This is a genomic window from Allobosea sp. GW823-FHT01F03 (assembly GCF_058798075.1).
Genome location: NZ_CM179505.1, coordinates 3,124,504 through 3,141,372, shown reverse-complemented (window position 1 = coordinate 3,141,372; position 16,869 = coordinate 3,124,504). Strand labels below are relative to the sequence as shown.

Annotated in this window: 18 protein-coding genes and 1 pseudogene; 8 read left to right on the top strand and 11 right to left on the bottom strand. The window is 67.2% G+C overall.

Annotation, left to right across the window (positions count from 1 at the left end):
• Positions 1-177: 177 nt before the first annotated feature.
• The gene (locus AC3RCC_RS15075) at positions 178-1,137 is read left to right on the top strand and encodes an FkbM family methyltransferase (RefSeq protein WP_492255777.1); all 960 of its coding nucleotides are present in this window, start codon (positions 178-180) and stop codon (positions 1,135-1,137) included.
• Here AC3RCC_RS15075 and AC3RCC_RS15070 read toward each other — a convergent pair.
• Positions 1,119-2,354, bottom strand: coding sequence for a glycosyltransferase family 4 protein (locus AC3RCC_RS15070; protein WP_492255776.1), 1,236 nt, complete (start codon positions 2,352-2,354; stop codon positions 1,119-1,121). The two genes, AC3RCC_RS15075 and AC3RCC_RS15070, sit on opposite strands and share 19 nt — an antisense overlap.
• A 56-nt stretch (positions 2,355-2,410) precedes the next feature.
• The gene (locus tag AC3RCC_RS15065; protein ID WP_291638351.1) at positions 2,411-2,611 is read right to left on the bottom strand and encodes a hypothetical protein; all 201 of its coding nucleotides are present in this window, start codon (positions 2,609-2,611) and stop codon (positions 2,411-2,413) included.
• A gap of 303 nt (positions 2,612-2,914) precedes the next feature.
• On the opposite strand from AC3RCC_RS15065, the gene parE reads away from it, so the two are divergent.
• The 3 genes from parE to AC3RCC_RS15050 all read left to right on the top strand — a co-directional run bounded on the left by parE (position 2,915) and on the right by AC3RCC_RS15050 (position 6,442).
• A complete protein-coding gene (gene parE, locus AC3RCC_RS15060; protein WP_492255775.1) occupies positions 2,915-4,972 on the top strand; it encodes a DNA topoisomerase IV subunit B in 2,058 nt (685 codons plus the stop codon).
• A gap of 168 nt (positions 4,973-5,140) precedes the next feature.
• A complete protein-coding gene (locus tag AC3RCC_RS15055; RefSeq protein ID WP_492255774.1) occupies positions 5,141-6,049 on the top strand; it encodes a LysR family transcriptional regulator in 909 nt (302 codons plus the stop codon).
• 132 nt (positions 6,050-6,181) lie between these two features.
• Positions 6,182-6,442 carry a hypothetical protein gene (locus tag AC3RCC_RS15050; protein WP_291634641.1) on the top strand — a complete coding sequence of 87 codons (261 nt, stop codon included), beginning with the start codon at positions 6,182-6,184 and terminating at the stop codon, positions 6,440-6,442.
• A gap of 4 nt (positions 6,443-6,446) precedes the next feature.
• Here the strand turns inward: AC3RCC_RS15050 and AC3RCC_RS15045 are convergent, their stop codons facing one another.
• Complete coding sequence (locus tag AC3RCC_RS15045; protein WP_291634643.1) at positions 6,447-7,148, bottom strand: alpha/beta fold hydrolase; 702 nt, start codon at positions 7,146-7,148, stop codon at positions 6,447-6,449.
• A 168-nt stretch (positions 7,149-7,316) separates the two neighbouring features.
• Between AC3RCC_RS15045 and AC3RCC_RS15040 the strand changes: the two genes are divergently transcribed.
• Positions 7,317-8,771, top strand: coding sequence for a DEAD/DEAH box helicase (locus AC3RCC_RS15040; RefSeq protein ID WP_452116168.1), 1,455 nt, complete (start codon positions 7,317-7,319; stop codon positions 8,769-8,771).
• A 225-nt stretch (positions 8,772-8,996) separates the two neighbouring features.
• The gene (locus AC3RCC_RS15035; RefSeq protein WP_291634647.1) at positions 8,997-10,055 is read left to right on the top strand and encodes a GGDEF domain-containing protein; all 1,059 of its coding nucleotides are present in this window, start codon (positions 8,997-8,999) and stop codon (positions 10,053-10,055) included.
• A 19-nt stretch (positions 10,056-10,074) separates the two neighbouring features.
• On the opposite strand, the gene AC3RCC_RS15030 is transcribed toward AC3RCC_RS15035, so the two are convergent.
• Entirely contained in the window at positions 10,075-10,470 is a 396-nt protein-coding gene (locus tag AC3RCC_RS15030; RefSeq protein WP_291634649.1) for a HesB/IscA family protein, read from the bottom strand.
• Between the two features lie 191 nt (positions 10,471-10,661).
• Between AC3RCC_RS15030 and AC3RCC_RS15025 the strand changes: the two genes are divergently transcribed.
• Together AC3RCC_RS15025 and AC3RCC_RS15020 are read left to right on the top strand one after the other, a co-directional pair.
• Positions 10,662-11,735, top strand: a complete 1,074-nt coding sequence (locus AC3RCC_RS15025) for a malate/lactate/ureidoglycolate dehydrogenase (protein WP_291634650.1) — start codon at positions 10,662-10,664, stop codon at positions 11,733-11,735.
• 6 nt (positions 11,736-11,741) lie between these two features.
• Positions 11,742-12,104, top strand: a complete 363-nt coding sequence (locus AC3RCC_RS15020) for an MmcQ/YjbR family DNA-binding protein (protein WP_492255773.1) — start codon at positions 11,742-11,744, stop codon at positions 12,102-12,104.
• 4 nt (positions 12,105-12,108) lie between these two features.
• Here AC3RCC_RS15020 and AC3RCC_RS15015 read toward each other — a convergent pair whose 3' ends face one another.
• The 7 genes and pseudogenes from AC3RCC_RS15015 to AC3RCC_RS14985 form a co-directional block, all read right to left on the bottom strand.
• Positions 12,109-12,528, bottom strand: a complete 420-nt coding sequence (locus AC3RCC_RS15015; protein ID WP_492255772.1) for a VOC family protein — start codon at positions 12,526-12,528, stop codon at positions 12,109-12,111.
• A 10-nt stretch (positions 12,529-12,538) separates the two neighbouring features.
• Positions 12,539-13,426, bottom strand: a complete 888-nt coding sequence (locus AC3RCC_RS15010; protein WP_492255771.1) for a PhzF family phenazine biosynthesis protein — start codon at positions 13,424-13,426, stop codon at positions 12,539-12,541.
• A 118-nt stretch (positions 13,427-13,544) separates the two neighbouring features.
• Positions 13,545-15,059 (bottom strand): Asp-tRNA(Asn)/Glu-tRNA(Gln) amidotransferase subunit GatA, encoded by a 1,515-nt coding sequence (gene gatA / locus AC3RCC_RS15005; protein WP_291634654.1) that lies wholly within the window; start codon positions 15,057-15,059, stop codon positions 13,545-13,547.
• 99 nt (positions 15,060-15,158) lie between these two features.
• Positions 15,159-15,446, bottom strand: coding sequence for an Asp-tRNA(Asn)/Glu-tRNA(Gln) amidotransferase subunit GatC (gene gatC, locus AC3RCC_RS15000; RefSeq protein ID WP_492255770.1), 288 nt, complete (start codon positions 15,444-15,446; stop codon positions 15,159-15,161).
• A 281-nt stretch (positions 15,447-15,727) separates the two neighbouring features.
• Positions 15,728-16,426: a metal-dependent hydrolase gene (locus AC3RCC_RS14995; protein WP_492255769.1), complete on the bottom strand. Its 699-nt coding sequence runs from the start codon at positions 16,424-16,426 to the stop codon at positions 15,728-15,730.
• A 51-nt stretch (positions 16,427-16,477) separates the two neighbouring features.
• The gene (locus tag AC3RCC_RS14990; RefSeq protein WP_492255768.1) at positions 16,478-16,684 is read right to left on the bottom strand and encodes a hypothetical protein; all 207 of its coding nucleotides are present in this window, start codon (positions 16,682-16,684) and stop codon (positions 16,478-16,480) included.
• Positions 16,632-16,754 (bottom strand): annotated as a pseudogene (locus AC3RCC_RS14985) (GIY-YIG nuclease family protein); the annotation flags it as partial. The pseudogene AC3RCC_RS14985 and the gene AC3RCC_RS14990, both read right to left, overlap by 53 nt.
• Positions 16,755-16,869: the final 115 nt, after the last annotated feature.

Genomic DNA, 16,869 nt, shown 5'->3' with positions numbered 1-16,869 from the left:
CAGGGAAGCCGCTCTGCCCGGCCCAGAGGCCTCCCTGCATTCGCCCGGATGAACCGACAGGCCCAACACGAAATACCCGGGCGGCGGCTGGAAACCGTGCGACTTTCGCCAGGCGCCTTTACCGCGCGGCAAAGTCTTTCGGCTAGCGATGAGCTCCTTCTTCAATGGAACGACGCCATGGCCGCCGCGAGCAATGCCGACATCGCCATCGATCGCAGCACTGGGCGCCTCATCGTCGGGGGCTGGCGTCAACGCGCGCTCATCGGGGCGCTCGATACCTATGGCGCACTCTCGCGCCCCCTGATGCAGCGCGGCCTTTACAAGGCCTGCCGGCTGGTCGGCAGCGTAGCGTGGACAGGGCAGACGGCGCAGATCGCACTCGGCCCCGATGCGCAGGTCAGCTTTCCCGCCAGCGATCCCTACTGGAACCGGATGCTGCTGCGCTCCTATGACCACGAGCCGGAAATGGCCCGCTTCCTGCGGCTGCTTGCCAGCGTCGACTACGGCTTCGTCGATTGCGGCGCCAATATCGGCTACTGGTCGGTCTTCGTCGCGTCACGCGCCGGAGGCGGCAAGCCGGTTCTCGCCGTCGAGGCCTCGGCTCCGACCTTTGCCCTGCTGGCTCAGAACGTCGCGCCGCATGCCGGCAAGGTCAACGCTTTCCATCGCGCCATCCTCGACCGCTCCGGCGTAGAGGTCCGGCTGAACGCCGCGGCGCACGAGGCCCGTGGCATTGCCGCCGACGACGAAGCCTCGGATGGCGAGAGCGTGATCTCGATTGCGATCGACGACCTGCTCGAAGAGCAGGGCTGGGCGGCAAGACGCCTGGTGGTCAAGCTCGATGTCGAAGGTGTCGAGCGCGAAGCGCTCGCCGGCATGGAGCGCGCCCTGCGCGACGACGCCTTGGTGATCTACGAGGATCACGGCTCGGACGCGTCACACGGCCTGACCCGGCATATCATCGAGGAACGCAGCCTTGCGGTGCAATTGCTGCTCGACGATCGCATCGTCGCGATCTCGGAAGCGGGCGAGCTCGACGCGCACAAGCGCGACCGCACCAAGGGCTACAATCTGATTGCGATGAAAAAAACCTCGCAATGGCCCGAAATCATTGCAAATCAGGCACTTGCAGCCTGACCTGAGACTGTCGGCAGCAGGCTGTGATAGGCCGCGATGGTCCGGCTGACATGGCGCTGTGTCGTCAGCGGGTCGGCCCAGTAGCGGCGATAAGCTGCAGCACCCATGCGAGCCGCAACGCCATCGTCCTGCAGCCGCGCCAGCGCGGCGCTCAGGCCCTCGACGTCGCCGCCCTCGACCAGGATCCCATCGGTTCCATCCTCGATCCAGCTGGCCGGGCCGGTGGTGCGCGCCAGCACGACGGGCACGCCCAGCGATCGCGCCTCTGCGATCACGAGCGGCCCGGGCTCGTACCATAGCGAGGGCAGAACCAGGCAACGCGCCTGCTTGATCTCGTCGAAGACCCGTTCGGCAGGGACCCAGCCGCGAACCTCCGCCGACGGGTTGATCCGGCCGATCTCGTCGGCGAGCGGCCCCTCGCCGACGAAGCGCACCGGCATTCCGGCGGCGAGCGCCGCGCGCGCCAAGACGTCGCCGGCCTTTTCCTGCGTGAAGCGGCCGAGAAAAAGCGCATGCCGGTTGCTCGCCACAGCGGCCGGCTCGCGCCGCGCCGCCTCCATCATGTTCTCGACGACAAGATGCCGGGCCTGCCTCGGCAGGAACGGCTCGGCGAAGCCGCGGGCGAAGTCGCTGACATGGATGAAGAGCGGCGCCTTCAGGCTGCGTATCGCCTCGTCAGAGCGCCACTGCCTGGCGACGCGAACCAGCTTGTGGACATAGGAGGCGCGGTCGCAATTGGCGGTGACGCAGCCGGCCGACATCGGTGTCCTGCTGCAGGCGGCGCCGGCTCGGAAGTCGAAATAGCCGCCGGTCGGGCAGAAGGAGAAGTAGTCGTGCATGGTGATCGCGACCGGCAGGCCGCTGGCGCCGGCCGCCGCGATCGCAGCCGGACTGAAGGCCTTGGTCCATTGATGCAGATGCACGAGCGTCGCATGGCGTGGCTGGCGGGCCAGCAGGACCCTCAGGAACTCATGAGCCTCGGCATTCCAGACCCCCTGGCGGGCCGCGGCGATCCTGTTGCCGACCTGCCAGATCTCCTCGCCCTCGAAGCGCGCGACCTCGATCCTGGGATGATCCAGCCGGTCGGAGACCGGGCCGATGGCACAGGCATAGACAACCTCGACGCCCGCTTCGGCCAGGCCGCGCGCGCTCTCGATCGCAACCTTGGCGGCGCCGCCATTTACCGAGCCGAAATCACTGACGATGACTACGCGCATACCGACCTCCGCAGAGGCCTTCTAGCGGCGAAAGATTGAGGAAGGCTGACGAGGCCTCAGCGCAGCGCGAGCATCACCAGCCCGACCAGGGCGATCGCCGCGGCCACCCACCAGAGACGGCGCAGTTGAGCTGCCTCGACCTCGCGGGCGTCGGGATGACCGGAGAGCTCCTCATAGGCGAAAGCCTCACCGGCATGGCGAGCCGCACGCTCGAGTCCGGCAAGCCTGATCTTCGGCACAACGGCACGCGACGCCACGGCATTCCTCCCCTTGAGTACTAGCATATCCCAACCACCGGTCAGGCCAAGCCCGAGCTGGACGAGAACGATGATCGGGTCGGCATGGTTAACGATGCCTGAACCGCGCGGGAGCGGTCGAAGTTCCCTTAGCTCTTGACAACGGAGCGTGACGGCGCCGTGACATTCACTCCCCCCGCTCGCCATCCGGCCTTCCGGCCGAGGCGATATCGGTCTATTGCGGGCGGGTAGCGCCCTGCCTGCCACTCCCGGGCAGCGAATGCGCTATATTTTCTCGTTACGAATCACCTGGGCGCAAAAGCGATGGCTGACGATCTTTTCGGCGATGACGAAGGCAGGCTGGAAGGCGCCGAAACGCGCGCCCCTGCCGCCGCGCCGCCGAAGCCGGCGCGCGCCCCTGCCCGCTCCGGCACGCTGTCGGAAACCGGCTACGACGCCTCGGCGATCGAGGTCCTGGAAGGGCTCGAGCCGGTGCGTCGGCGCCCCGGCATGTATATCGGCGGCACCGACGAGCGGGCGCTGCACCATCTCTTCGCCGAGGTGATCGACAACGCCATGGACGAGGCGGTGGCCGGCCACGCCACCTTCATCGACGTCGAACTCTTCGAGGACGGCTCGCTCGCCGTAACCGACAATGGCCGCGGCATCCCGATCGATCCGCACCCGAAATTCCCGGACAAATCGGCGCTGGAAGTGATCATGACGATCCTGCACGCCGGCGGGAAATTCGACTCCCGCGCCTATGAGACCTCCGGCGGCCTGCACGGCGTCGGCGTCTCCGTCGTCAACGCACTATCCGACCGGCTCGAGGTCGAGGTCGCGCGCGGCCAGGTGCTGTACCGGCAGATTTTCTCGCGCGGCATTCCGCAGGGCCCGCTGGAGACGGTCGGCCGCGTCGCCAACCGGCGCGGCACCCGCGTCCGCTTCCACCCCGACGCCCAGATCTTCGGCGAGGCCGCCCATTTCGTGCCGGCCCGTCTGTTCCGGATGGCGCGCTCAAAAGCCTATCTCTTCGGCGGCGTCGAGATCCGCTGGCGCTGCGCACCGAGCCTGCTCAAGCCCGAGGGCGACGTCGCTGCCGAGGCGGTGTTCAAGTTTCCCGGCGGCCTGCGCGACTATCTCGCCGGCGAGATCGAGGGCAAGGACCTGGTCGCCGAGCCGATCTTCAGCGGCAAGGTCACCAAGGAGGGTGGCCACGGCTCGCTCGAATGGGCCATCGCCTGGCTCGCCACCGGCGAGGATGGCTTCAGCTCCTCCTACTGCAACACCATCCCGACGCCGGAAGGGGGCACGCATGAGCAGGGCCTGCGCATCGCCTTGCTGCGTGGCCTGCGCGACCATGCCGAGCGCATCGGCCAGAGCAAGCGCATGGCCCAGGTCACCTCCGACGACGTGATGGCGACCTGCACCGCCATGCTCTCGGTCTTCATCCGCGAGCCGGAGTTCCAGGGGCAGACCAAGGACAAGCTAGCGACGCTCGAGGCGGCGCGCATCGTCGAGAATGCGGTGCGCGACGCTTTCGACCACTGGCTCGCCGCCTCGCCGCAGCAGGCGCTGAGGCTGCTCGACTGGTCGGTCGACCGTGCCGACGAGCGCCTGCGCCGCCGGCTCGAAAAGGAAGTGTCGCGCAAGACCGCGACGCGCAAGCTGCGCCTGCCCGGCAAGCTCGCCGATTGCAGCAATGCTGGCGCCGTCGGCTCCGAACTCTTCATCGTCGAGGGCGACTCGGCCGGCGGTTCGGCCAAGCAAGCCCGCAACCGCAAGACCCAGGCGATCCTGCCGCTGCGCGGCAAGATCCTCAACGTCGCCAATGCGACCCGCGACAAGCTCAACGCCAATCAGCAGCTCGCCGACCTGATCCTGGCGTTGGGCTGCGGCATCGGCACGCAGTTCCGCGAGGACGACCTGCGCTACGAGAAGGTCATCGTGATGACCGACGCCGATGTCGACGGCGCCCATATCGCCTCGCTGCTCGTCACCTTCTTCTGGCGCCAGATGCCGCGGCTGATCGAAAAAGGACATCTCTACCTCTCGGTACCGCCGCTCTACCGGCTGCGCCACGGCAGCAAATCGGTCTATGCCCGCGACGACGCCCACAAGAACGAGCTGCTAGAGACGGTGTTCAAGGGCAAAAAGCCCGAGATCGGCCGCTTCAAGGGCCTCGGCGAGATGATGCCGGCCGAGCTCAAGGAAACGACCATGGATCCGGCCAAGCGCATGCTGCTCAAGGTCATGGTCGATCACGAGACCAAGCAGGAGACCTCGGACACGGTCGAGCGGCTGATGGGCAACAAGCCCGAAGCCCGCTTCGTCTTCATCCAGGAGCGCGCCGCCTTCGCCGGCGAGTTGATCGACCTGTGAGAACCGGGCCCGGCCGCTGCAGCCGCGCCGGGCTCCCCGGCATTCCTGCCGGGCTGCGGGAAGGCCGCGTGATGGACATCCTGTCCGCATGCAGCCCTCCTCGCCCTGCCCCTGTCATGCTCATCCGGATCGCTCCACCCCCACGCCCTGCCGCTGGCAGCTGATCGCATGGGGCAGCCTGCTTCCCCTCCATCTCGACGCGATGGCCAGCCTGCGGCCCTGCCCTGGGAAGATATCGAGATCTTCCATGCCGTCGCCACCGAAGGCGCGCTCGCCTTGGCGGCCGTGGCGCTCGGACTGAGCGAAACCACGGTCGCAAGACGGCTGCGGAGCTTCGAGACCAGGCTCGGATTCCCTTTGTTCCGCCGCGGCGCCAACCGCCTGATCCCGACCGAGATCGGCTCGGCACTGGCGCAGGAAGCCTTGGCGGTCGCGACAGCCGCTGCGCGCTTCGCCAATCGGGCGCGGGCAGCGCTGCCGGCTGACGACGCCCCGGTACGGATTACCGCCACCACCTCGATCAGCCTGCTCCTCACCATGAACGCAACCCGGCTCTCGGCGGCCGCTGGCGGCGTCGAGATCGTCATCCTCAGCACGCGCGAGCGGCTCGACCTCGCACGTGGCGAGGCGGAGATCGCGATCCGCATGCGCAAGCCGCCGGAGGGCACCGGCTATTACGGCCAGAAGGTCGGCCGCCTCGTACAGGCGCTCTATGCGAGGCGCGACACCGACCCCGCCACCGCCCCGATCATCTCGGTCAGCCGCGAGGTCTCCTCGCGAATCGACGAGCATATCGTCGCCTGGGCCGCCGGGCGCCCGATCGCGGCCCGGGTCGCCGATTCCGCCGCGCGCTATGAGAGCATCCGCTCCTCGGGGGCGGTCTCGATGGCGCCCTGCTTCATGGCCGACGCCGACGCCAACCTGCTGCGGCTCGAGGAACCGCCCGAGGCGACGGCCGACGCCATCTTTCTCGTTTCGCACGAGATCGCCCGCCAGCGCCCGGCCGTATTGGCGGTGCTGGCGGAACTGCGCCGCATGTTCCGGGAGAACCGGGCAAAGCTTGAGGGGCATGGCTGATCCGCGCCGCCTTGTGCGCCGGCAGGCCCGGCTATCGCAGCCGAAGACGTTTCGCTAACCAAGTTTTTACAGGACGGATTGCATTCTTCGCGAACCGGCGTCCTACGCCACGCCTTCTTTCAGGAGAGCGCGATGCGCCTCATCATGGCATTCCTGCGCAATCAGCGCGGCAGCATGGTCGCCGATGTCGCCAAGGCCGGCGCGGCGATCGCCTTCATCTCTGTGGTCGCCGCCAATCTGATTTCCTACAAGGCCGCGCAGCTCGACCGGGACGGCTTGCACCAGGCCGCCTCCGCCGCGGCCAAGGGGCAGCCGATCGACCCGCTCGTCACCGGCTCGCTCGCAAAACGCGCCGGCGAGGTCAGGCTCGACCCCTGCGTCGTCCAGCGCTGAGGCCTCAACCGAGCCAGTCGATCAGCGCCCTGTTCACGACCTCGGGCGCCTCGAGCGTCGAAAGATGGCCGCAGCCCGGAACCTCCAGATAGCGCGCCGCAGCGCCGATCCCGGCGGCGATCGCCCTCGCTTCGGCAGGTGGCGTGATCACGTCCTGGGCACCGACCAGGACCAGACTCGGCACGCTGATCGCAGGTAGCCACGGCCGGGCATCGACTCGCCCCATGATCGCTCGCTGCTGGCGCACGAATCCGGCGGCGCCGACCTCCTCCGCCATTTGGCGCACGGTGAGCCTGAGGCCTTCATCGGCGAGCCTCTCGGGAGCCACGAGCTTCTGCCACAGCAGGGTCGTGACGTTGTCGAAGGCCCCTTTCTCGGCGAGCGCTATCATCTGCTCGCGGGGCTGGTTGGTTTCCGGCGTCGCGGGCTGCGCGGTGGTGTCGAGGAGGGCCAGCCGCGTCACGCGCTCCGGCGCCCGGCGCATCACCTCGAATGCCACGTATCCCCCCATGGACAGCCCGCAGAGCGCGAAACGCGCGGGAGCAGCCGCCAGCAAACGCTCGGCGATCGCCCCGATATCCTCGTCAAAGGTGGTTTCGGCGACGAGAATCTGGCGTCCGGCCGCCAGAATCCGCCATTGCGGCGCATAGAGCGCCGCGGTGCAATTCAGGCCTGGAACCAGCACCAGCGGCTCGGGAACCGCCATGCTTCTCGCGCTCATCATCGCCTAACCTCGCTAGAATGTTGACTTTGCCCTGCTTTTTCTGCATTCCACGGACGTCCGAAGGCGCGCAGGCAAGCAAAGTCGCGCCACCGTGGTGGTCGATCGGTCATCCCGCCACGTGTCACCGACCCAGAAGAAGCGCAACCCTCGATGTCCTTCGCCGAACTCGGCCTGAGCGATAAAGTTCTGACGGCCGTCACCAACGCAGGTTACACGTCGCCGACGCCGATCCAGGCTCAGGCCATTCCGCACGTCCTCGCCCGCAAGGATGTTCTGGGCATCGCCCAGACCGGAACGGGCAAGACCGCGGCCTTCACCCTGCCGATGCTGACCATCCTCGAGAACGGCCGCGCCCGCGCCAGGATGCCCCGCACCTTGATCCTCGAGCCGACGCGCGAGCTGGCCGCCCAGGTCGAGGAGAATTTCACCCGCTACGGCGTCAACCAGAAGCTCTCGGTCGCACTGCTGATCGGCGGCGTCTCCTTCGGCGACCAGGATGCCAAGATCACCCGCGGCGTCGACGTGCTGATCGCCACGCCCGGTCGCCTGCTCGACCATGTCGAGCGCGGCAAGCTCCTGCTCACGGGCGTCGAGCTGCTCGTCATCGACGAGGCCGACCGCATGCTCGACATGGGCTTCATTCCCGACATCGAGCGGATCTGCAAGCTCGTCCCCTTCACGCGGCAGACCCTGTTCTTCACGGCGACCATGCCGCCGGAGATCACCAGGATCAGCGAGCAGTTCCTGCACAATCCGGTGCGTGTCGAGGTCTCGCGGCCGGCGACCGCCGCAGCCACCATCACCCAGCGCCTGATCGCCTCGAACAGCCAAGATTACGAGAAGCGCGAAATCCTGCGCAAGCTCATCCGCGATGCCAAGGACCTGCAGAACGCGATCGTCTTCTGCAACCGCAAGCGCGATGTAGCAACGCTTCACAAGTCGTTGCAAAAGCATGGCTTCCCCGCCGTCGCATTGCATGGCGACATGGACCAGTACGCCCGCATGGCGGCGCTCGAATCCTTCCGGACCGGCGAGAACCCGATCCTGGTGGCGAGCGATGTCGCGGCCCGCGGCCTCGACATCCCGGCTGTCAGCCACGTCTTCAATTTCGACGTGCCGACCCATGCCGAAGACTATGTCCATCGCATCGGCCGCACCGGCCGGGCCGGGCGCGAAGGCGCCTCCTTCACGATCGTGACGCGCCATGACGACAAGCTGGTCGCGGCGATCGAGAAGCTGACCGGCAAGACCATCGAATGGGAAGGGCCCGGTCTCGACGCCCTGCCCCCCGCCGAGCCGCGCGAGGAACGCCGTGGCCGCCGGGGCGAGGAGCGCCGGGGCGGCAGGTCGTCGGGACGTGGCGGGCGCGATGGCCGACCGCCACGCAGCGAGCCGAAGGTCGAGTCCGAGGCGTCGCATGATCGCGAGGCGCCCCCGCCCCGCGAGCGCCAACCGCGGCGCGAACACACCGCCGAGCCGGCCCCGCGCCGGGGCAATGAGCGGCCACGCACGCCGCGGCGGGATGAACTCGACGACGGCCCGAAGGTCAAGGGCCTGGGCGATCACGTCCCCGCCTTCCTGTTGCGCTCGGTCCGTGCCGACTGAGATCTGAGCCGGGGGCGCCCTCGCCGCCTCCGGGAAATCAGCGAAGAAACTTTACCTTAACATCATCCGCCTAAGGTCCGTCCTCGGGGTTGAGTGTCGGCGAGCAGGCCGGCATTCGGCGGGAAGCTTGTTCCAGCCAGACCAGGACAGGATGTCCCGTTTCGGTTGATGCAGGGCCGACCTTCGTCGTGCGACGAAGGGTCGCCCGGCGAGGGAACAAGCGTGATGAGTCTCGACCAGCCAGCTTCGCCGCAACCACACGACCTCGCGGAACGCGTCGTCGCAGCGATGCGCCAGCATTATTCGCCGGGCTATCCCCGCGCCTTCGAGGTCTGGTACGCTCATCTCAGTGGCGAGCTGCCCGCTCTCAGCATGGCGATGAACGCGATCATCGCCGGCAGCAATGGCGAGGTCGGCGTCGCCGACATCGATACCCTCTACGACCGTTTCATCGGCACCGAGCGCCTGTCGCGCCAGGCTGAGCGCACCAGCCTGCAGGTCCTGGGCGAGATCGACGCGATGATGGCCCTGGTCGACCAGGCCCTGGTCTCCAGCCAGACCTATCACGGCCGGCTCTGTCAGATGTCCGACGAGGTCCCGCCCTCCGCCGACAGGCAGCGGCTGCGCGAATGGGTCGAGGCGCTCGTGCTCTCGACCCGCGAGGAAGTCGCGCGCAAGACCCAGCTCGAAACGCAGCTTCGCGAGAGCGCCCATGAGATCCGCAATCTGCGCGAGGCGCTGGAGTCGACCCGCGCCGAGGCGCTGACCGATCCGCTGACCGGGCTCGCCAACCGCCGCCATTTCGAGGAGATGCTGCAGAAGGCGATCGACCAGGCCACGCTGCGGCGCGAGCCCTTCGCGCTGGTCATGGCCGATATCGACTTCTTCAAGCATTTCAACGATGCGCACGGTCACCTCACCGGCGACCAGGTGCTGCGCCTCGTGGCACGGACGATGAAGGACAAGTTCAAGGACAAGGCGGTGATCACGCGCTTCGGCGGCGAGGAGTTCGCGATCATCCTGCCCGATGCCGACGTCACCGCCGGCAAGTTCGGCGCCGAGACCGTGCGTCAGGCTCTGCTGACCCGCGAGCTCGTCAAGCGCTCGACCAATGAGAATCTCGGCCGCATCACGATCTCGCTCGGGGTCGCCGTCTACCATCGCGGCGATACCATCAACTCGATCGTCGAGCGCGCCGACAGCGCTTTGATGCAGGCCAAGCGCGACGGCCGCAACCGCACCGTCACCGAAGAGGCCGTTCTGGACGCGAGCAAGGTCGCCTGAACGGCGGACTCCGGCGGAGCTATTGCGCGGCGATCGCGCTCTCGGCCCGCGGCTTGATCTCGACCGACTCGCCACAACCGCAGGCCGAAACCTGGTTCGGGTTGTTGAAGACGAAGGTCGAGGAAAAGCGGTCCGTCCGGAAATCGAGTTCGGTTCCGAGCAGGAACAGCACGGCCTTGCCGTCGACGATGACGGTCGCCCCCTTCTCGGTCACGACCTCGTCACCCTTCCTGGCCTCGCGCGCCACCTCGAAGGTGTATTCCATGCCGGCGCAGCCGCCCTTCTTGACGCCGACGCGCAGCCCGAGCACCGGAGTGCCCGTATCGTCATTGGCCGACTGCGCCATGATCTCGCGAATGCGCGCCGCGGCGGCATCGGATAGCGAGACGACTTTCAGGCCCGGTATCGAGAACATCCCTCGTCCCTCCTCGACCGGATTCAAGGTCCGGTGAAAACAGGATTGCATTCTGCAACATAAGGATTGGTGAGCGCAGCGTCGAGATGCGACGGCGCAGCACAGCCATTTCACCGGGCACATTGCGCCGCGCGCCGCACCGTGCACTGTGGCGCTCCGCACCTTTCGAATTCCCCGATCAAGAAGCCGCCATGACCTACCGCCTGCACCGGCCCGAAGCGCTCCAGGCGCTCACCATCGCCATGATCACCGCCGCCGGCTGGAGCGAGGCCGAGGCCCGGGAGACCGCCGAACATCTCGTGCTCGCCAATCTCAGCGGCCATGACAGTCATGGTGTCGGCATGCTGCCGCTCTATTTCAACTCGCTCGCCGACGGCAATCTGAAACCCGCTTCGAAACTGTCGATCCGCATCGAGGCCGGGCCGTTCCTGATCGCCGACGGCAATGTCGCGCTCGGCCAGCCCACCGCCCGCGACGCCGTGGACCGCGGCATCATCATCGCCCAGGCCGGCGGCGTCGCCATCCTCAACCTGCTCGACGCCCATCATATCGGCCGTATCGGCCATTACGCCGAGGTTGCGGCGGCCGCGGGGCTGATCTCGCTGTTCTGGGTCAATGTCGCCGGCCGCCCGCCGATCGTCGCGCCCTATGCTGCGAAGGAAGCGCGCTTCGGCACCAATCCGCATGCGATCGGCATCCCGGTACCCGAGAACGATCCGATCATCCTCGACTTCGCCACCAGCCGCATGGCGCATGGCAAGGCCCGCGTCGCGCTCAACAAGGGCGTGCCGGTGCCGGAGGGCTACATCATCGACGGCGAGGGCCGCCCGACCACCGACCCCAAGCATGTCTTCCAGCACGCCATTCCTGATCTGCCGCTCGGCGCCCTGCTGCCCTTCGGCGACCATAAGGGCGCCGGACTCTCGCTGATCGCCGAATTGCTCTCGGCCGGGCTGATGGGCGCCGCCCGCATCGACGAGAAGCCGCATCGCAGCTGGATCATCAACTCGCTCTTCGGCGTGCTGATCGATCCCGCCCGTCTGGAGCCAGACGCCAATCTGCGCCGCAAGCGCATCGAGAGCTATCTTGCCTTCGTGCGCGCCGCCGCGCCGCAGGATCCCGCCGAGCCGGTGCTGGCGCCGGGTGACAAGGAGCGTACGACCCGGATCGAGCGCCAGCGCGACGGCATCCCGCTCGACGACGAAACCTGGTCGCAGATCGTCGCCGCAGCCAAGCGCCACGGCATCGACGCCGAAAGCTTTTGAGGCCGCATGACCCTCGCCGAATACAACGCCTTCTGCGCCGCCCTGCCAGCGACCACCCATGTCGTGCAATGGGGCGGCGCCGATGTCTGGAAGGTCGGCGGCAAGGTCTTCGCCCTCGGCCGTGACGAGGTCGACGGGACGCTCTTCGTCTCGTTCAAGTGCTCGCCGATCGCCTATGAGATGCTGCGCGATGCGCCAGGCTGCCGCCCGGCGCCCTATCTCGCCTCACGCGGCATGAAGTGGATCCAGCGCTTCTCCGAGGAGAGCCTGCCGGACGACGCCTTTCGCGACTATCTGCGTGAGAGCCACCGGCTGGTCGCGTCCGGGCTCACGCGCAAGCTCCGCAAGGAACTCGGGCTCGACGGCTGAGCACCTACGACCCCGCGGCCGCAACGGCCACATCACCACGATAGGCGATATGGATTTTGTTGCCATCGGGGTCGCGCAGATAGGCGCCGTAATAGCCCTGGCCATAACGAGTGCGCGGTCCGGCCGCGCCCTCGTCACGCCCGCCCGAATTAAGGCCGGCGGCGTAAGCGATATCGACCGCGGCCGCGGACGGTGCCAGGAACGCGGTCATGCTGCCATTGCCGACGCCTGCGGGCCGGCGATCGAACGGTTCGTAGACATAAAAGCGCGGCAGGTTCTGGCTCGGCGAAACCCAGCACAGCGCCGCAGGCCCGCCATCGGGAGTGACCTGGCGCCTACGCAGGCCGAGCGGCAGCAGCACGGCATCGTAGAACCGCCCCGCACGATCGAGGTCGCTGCTGCCGACAGTGACATGGCTGAACATCGTGCCAGTCCTAGAGCGTCGCCTCGCCGCGCAGCACCGGCACGCAGCCGCCGCCGACGGTCGCCCGGATCTCCCCGCCGACGCGCCGCGCCGCGACATGCAGGAGGCTGGGCCGGCCCATCTCGACACCTTGGGTGATATCGAAGGCGATATTGTCCTTGTCGGAGAGCGACAGCGTCAATGCCGCGAGCGTTGCGCTGGCGCTGCCGGTCGCCGGATCTTCCCAGGTTCCCGAGAGCGGCGAGAACATCCGGGCCCGGACATTGGCGCCATCCCAGGCGTAGAAGAAAACCGACAGACGCCCTTCCAGCACCGGATTGGCGGCGGACAACCTACGATAGGCGGCGATGTCAGGGGTCGCTCGTGCGAGTGTCTCAGGCCTGACTTCGGCGAAGAAGAATTTGACGCCGAGCGAGGCCTGCTGCGGCGGGTGGCTGGTGGTGAGGACATCCTGCGGCGCGAGCCCGGCGCAGGCGGCGATCGCATCGACGGGCAGCTGGATGCCGAGCGAGAGCGCCTGAGGCGCGGCGATTGTGGCACTTGTCACCCGCCCGCCGGCGTCGCGCGAGACCCTGACCTCGACCAGCCCTGCGCTCTCCTCGAACAACAGGATGCCGTCGCGATCGCGGCCATGGGCGGCGAGCACGCAGGCCGTTCCGACATTGGGATGGCCCGCAAAGGGCATCTCGGCAGTGCGGTGGAAGATGCGGACACGGGCGGTGTTCGCGGGGTCGCTCGGCGGCAGGACGAAGGTCGTCTCGCTATAGTTCATCTCGGCCGCGAGCGCCTGCATCTCGGCATCCGACATGCCGCGCGCATCGGTGAAGACCGCGAGCTGGTTGCCGCCGAAGCGGCGGTCGGTGAAGACGTCGACGGTCTCGTAGGGATAGGTCGGCATGGCGGTTCTCCGGCAGCGCGATCAGGCTGCCGGGAGAGTGCCATTGGCGGCCCTGGGCGGGAAATCAGGATTCGGAATGCGACCGATCAGCCCGCGCTCGCCGGATGTCAGAAGCCAATCAGGCCCACCAACGCTCGCCTATGGCAAAGCGGCCGGCCGCCTGCTCGATCACCTCGCCGAGCGAGAACAGCGTCTCCTCGTCGAAGGGCCGGCCGATCAGCTGCAGCCCGAGCGGCAGGCCCTGGCTGTCGAGACCGGCCGGGACCGCGATGCCCGGCAGGCCGGCCATGTTCACCGTCACCGTGAAGATGTCGTTGAGATACATCTCGACCGGGTCGGCCGAGCCCTTCTCGCCGATGCCGAAGGCGGCCGACGGCGTCGCCGGCGTCAGCACCGCATCGATGCCCGCGGCATAGGCCTCCTCGAAGTCGCGCTTGATCAGAGTGCGCACCTTCTGGGCGCGCAGATAATACGCGTCGTAATAGCCGGAGGAGAGCACATAGGTGCCGATCATGATGCGGCGCTTGACTTCGGCGCCGAAGCCGGCGGCCCGGGTCTTCTCATACATCTCGACGATGTCGCGGCCGGGCTCGCGCAGGCCGTAGCGCACGCCGTCATAGCGGGCGAGGTTGGACGAGGCCTCGGCCGGCGCGACGATGTAGTAGGCCGGCAGTGCGTATTTGGTGTGCGGCAGCGAGATCTCGACGATCTCGGCGCCGGCGGCCTTCAGCCAGGCGATGCCCTGCTGCCAGAGCGCCTCGATCTCAGGCGAGATGCCGTCGATGCGGTACTCCCTGGGAATGCCGATCTTCATGCCCTTGACCGAGCGGCCGACGGAGGCCTCGTAATCCGGCACCGGCTGGTCGACCGAGGTGGTGTCCTTCGGATCATGTCCGGCCATCGAGCGCAGCATCACGGCGCAGTCGCGCACCGTCTTGCCGATCGGCCCGGCCTGGTCGAGCGAGGACGCGAAGGCGACGACGCCCCAGCGCGAGCAGCGGCCATAGGTCGGCTTGATGCCGACCGTGCCGGTGAAGGCAGCCGGCTGGCGGATCGAACCGCCGGTGTCGGTCGCGGTCGCGGCAAGGCAGAGATGCGCGGCGACGGCCGCCGCCGAGCCACCCGACGAGCCGCCGGGAACGAGGTGATTGCCCTCGACGTTGCCGGCTGCGGCCGCGCCGACATTCGAGCCCTCACGGCGCCAGGGATTGACCACCGGGCCGAAAGCCGAGGTCTCGTTCGACGAGCCCATGGCGAACTCGTCATTATTGAGCTTGCCGAGCATCACCGCGCCATCGCGCCAGAGCTGGCTCGAGACGGTCGATTCATAGGCCGGCACGAAATTGCCGAGGATCTTCGAGCAGGCGGTGGTGCGCACGCCTTCAGTCGCGAACAGGTCCTTGATGCCGAGCGGCAGGCCTTCGAGCGGCCCGGCCTCGCCCTTGGCCAGCCGCGCATCGGAGGCTTCTGCCTGCTTCAGCGCGTGCTCGGGCGTCTCCAGCACATAGGCGTTGAGCGCCCGCGCCTGCTCGACGGCGGCGACATGCGCCTTGGTGAGCTCGGTGGCGGAGAAGCTCTTGGCCTTCAGCCCGTCGCGGGCTTCGGTGAGGGTCAGGCGGGTGAGATCGGTCACGATGGCAAATCCGAAAAACTGGGCTGTCGGGCGTTTCGTCAGTACGCGCGCGAGGGCTGGTCCGCCTCGCAGGGCTCGCCGCGACGGCGAGCGCGCGCCTTACTCGATGACCTTCGGCACCATGAAGTAATCGTCCTCCGAGGCCGGGGCGTTGGCGACGATCGCCTTGGCGATCTCGCCATCATTGACGACGTCCTGGCGCTTCTTCATCGCCATCGGCATCACCGAGGTCATCGGCTCGACGCCGGCGACATCGACCTCGTTGAGCTGCTCGACGAAGCCGAGGATGGCGTTGAGCTCACCTTGCAGCTTCGCGACATCAGCGTCCTCGACGGCGATGCGCGAGAGATGCGCGACGCGTTTGACGGTGGCGGCATCGACCGACATGGGCGGGCTCCTGAAACTTCGCAGCGCTGGCGAACATGATGCGTGGTCACGGGCTATACGGCCCGCGAGGCCGGCCCGCAACACGCCGGGGGACAGGTCATGCGGGGGATCCCCTCTCCTGGAAGGAGAGGGGTAGGGGTGAGGTGTTCGAACTGGACACGTTGGCTTGAACCCGACCGCGCGGTCAGCGCTCACGGAACTGGTCACAGCGCCTACACCTCACCCTGCCCTCTCCTTACAGGAGAGGGTTCCCCGCGCTCATCGAGGATGCGGCGTGGCTTTCAGACCGCGACCGCCTTGCCCTTCTGCGGCACCAGCACCTCGATGCCGCTGCCAGCCATCGCCGAAACGAAGGCCGAGGCGTTCTGATCGATGATCGGGAACGTGCCGTAATGGCAGGGAATCGCCAGCTTCGGCTTGACGAAGCGGGTCATCGCCAGCGCGGCGGCCTTGCCGCCCATGGTGAAGCGGTCGCCGACCGGGCAGATGCAGATTTCGACGCCGTGCATCTCGGAGATCAGCGCCATGTCCGAGAAGATGTCGGTGTCGCCCATATGCCAGAGCGTCTTCTCGCCGGCCGCCTTGATGATCGCGCCGTTGGGGCTACCGAGCGGCACGGCGACGCCGGCATCGCCCATGCCGGCCGAGTGGTCGGCGCGGACGAGGCTGACCGAGAAGGCGCCGAGATCGATCGTGCCGCCGGTGTTCATCGGCTCGAACTTCTTCAGCCCCTTGGACGCCAGGTGCATGCACAGATCGTAATTGCTGATCACCGTGGCATCGTTCGCCTCGGCGATGCTGAGCGCGTCGCCGACATGGTCGCCATGGCCATGGGTGATCACGATGTGGCTGACGCCTTTGGCCGCAGCTGCCGCATCGCCCTCGAAGGACGGATTGCCGGTGAAGAACGGGTCGATCAGGATCGAGGTCTGAGGCAGATCGAGACGAAAGGCCGAGTGACCGAACCAGGTGAGCTGCATGACGATCTCCGCAAATGTCTGGAACGGGCGGGTATAGCGGCTGCCGCCCGCTCAATCGAGATGGACGGTGGGATACAGATCGTTCCAGTCGGGATTTGAACGCTCGATCGGCGCGATTTTCCAGGATCGACGCCAGTGCTTGACGCGCTTTTTCCCGGGCGACGGCGTCCAGCCCATCGTCGAACCGGTCTGCATGAACCAGACGCAAGGCACCGTGGCGGCTGGCAAATTCCGAACCACATCCTTGGTGATGCTCATGGATGCGGCGAGACAACGAGTTGGCAACGCCGACATAGAGCGCGCCCTTCTTGCTCGCGAGAAGATACATCCACATCTCAGGACCATAGCGCGCCGTCGTCCCGGCGAAGCACAGTGTAGACCCGGGACCCATTCTGGAGCGTTCCCAGGAAAGACACGGAAACCTGCCGCAGCCCTGGGCCGTT